Annotated in this window: 2 protein-coding genes; both read left to right on the top strand. The window is 73.2% G+C overall.

The genetic code is table 11. The features are described from left to right. Positions 1-624: winged helix-turn-helix domain-containing protein (locus Q6969_RS15565; RefSeq protein ID WP_317231254.1), on the top strand; the 624-nt coding region annotated here is incomplete at its 5' end. A gap of 319 nt (positions 625-943) precedes the next feature. Next, positions 944-1,387: a MarR family winged helix-turn-helix transcriptional regulator gene (locus Q6969_RS15560; RefSeq protein ID WP_317231253.1), complete on the top strand. Its 444-nt coding sequence runs from the start codon at positions 944-946 to the stop codon at positions 1,385-1,387. The last annotated feature ends 119 nt before the right edge of the window (positions 1,388-1,506 follow it).

Raw genomic sequence — 1,506 nt, 5'->3', positions numbered from 1 at the left:
GCACGGCTCCGCGCCGTCCCCGAGGGCACCGAGGCCCGCGGCTTCGCCATCTACGTCGGACTCGACGAGCTGAAGGCGGCCGCCGCGGGCACCGACCTCGGCACCGTCGTCGCCGCGCTGAAGCGCCTCGCGGCCGAGCTCGCGCCCGGCGTCGAGACCCACGCCGCCGTCGCCCTGGCCCCCGAGGGCGCGGGCGGCCGCGACATCGACGTCGTGCGCCTCGCGCTCCAGGACCCCGCCGCCGTCGCCCAGCACCGCGAGCAGCCCGAGGACGAGGACCACGTGGACGGCGGCGTGACCGTCGACCTGTCCCGCAAGCGCGTGGTGCTCGACGGCGAGACGGCCCCGCTCACGTACAAGGAGTTCGAGCTGCTGCAGTACCTGGTGCTCCGCGAGGGACGCACCATCGAGCGCTCCGAGCTCATCGGATCGCTGTGGTCCGCCGCGGACGAGGACGACGTCCCGAACGAGCGCACCATCGACGTCCACGTCCGCCGCCTCCGCTCCAAGCTCGGCCGCTACGAGGAGATCGTGCGCACCGTGCGCGGTGCCGGCTACCGCTTCGACCGCCACGCGGACGTGTCCGTGCACCACGCCAGCACCCAGTCGCCCGACCTCTTCTAGAGCCGCGCGGTCCGCACAGCCCGTCCATTCGGAGCTGTCGGCGTACTCCCAGCACATCGGGGCGATTGCGGGTAGCGGGGCGTTACGGGATCGTTATACAGTCTTCTCGTCCCCACCGTTTGCTGTGGCGGTGGAGACGGAATGTGATTGCAGGACACTCCTGGTGCAAGGGAGAGGGCCGGCCCCATGCCTCTGGGGTCGGCCCTCAGTCATGTCCGGCCCCCTCGGCGCCGGATCCTCCCTTCGACGCCGCCCTAGACTTCGGGACGAGAGCGTGCGCCCGATCGCCATCGCGGTGCGCACCGGACGAGGAGGCCTGGTGGGCGAGACCGCGGACGCCGTGCGGGCCTGGGAGTCGCTGTTCCGCGCGCAGGTCAGCGTCATGCGCCGCCTCACCGCCGAGTTCCCCAGCCGGGAGCTCTCCTTCAACGAGTACGACGTGCTGTTCAACATCTCCCGGCAGCCCGAGGGCCGCCTCCGCCTGCGCGACCTCAACCAGCACGTGCTCCTCACCCAGCCGAGCGTCAGCCGCCTCATCGACCGGCTCGTCGCCCGCGGGCTGGTCGTCAAGTGCGGCGACGAGAGCGACGGCCGCGCCACGATCGTGCGCCTCACCGAGGCCGGCGACGCCGCGTTCCGGAAGGTCGCCCGCGTGCACATGGAGTCCATCGCCTCGACCGTGGGCGGCGCGCTCACCCCCGAGGAGCTGGACACGCTGCGTGAGCTGACCGAGAAGCTGCGCGGGAGCGTCGCCGAGGCCTAGGCCGCCCGGTCGGCCGACGGCGGCCGCGCGAACGGCCCGCCGCGGGCCACCAGGAGGCGCAGCAGCGCCAGGACCAGGTCGGCGGCCGTGACCACGCACGCCGCCCAGCCGACGGCGGC

Source organism: Clavibacter sp. MX14-G9D, from assembly GCF_032917815.1.
Classification (GTDB): domain Bacteria; phylum Actinomycetota; class Actinomycetes; order Actinomycetales; family Microbacteriaceae; genus Clavibacter; species Clavibacter michiganensis_K.
Note: the sequence above shows the minus strand (reverse complement) of the source record. Positions and strands in the feature narration are given on the sequence as shown.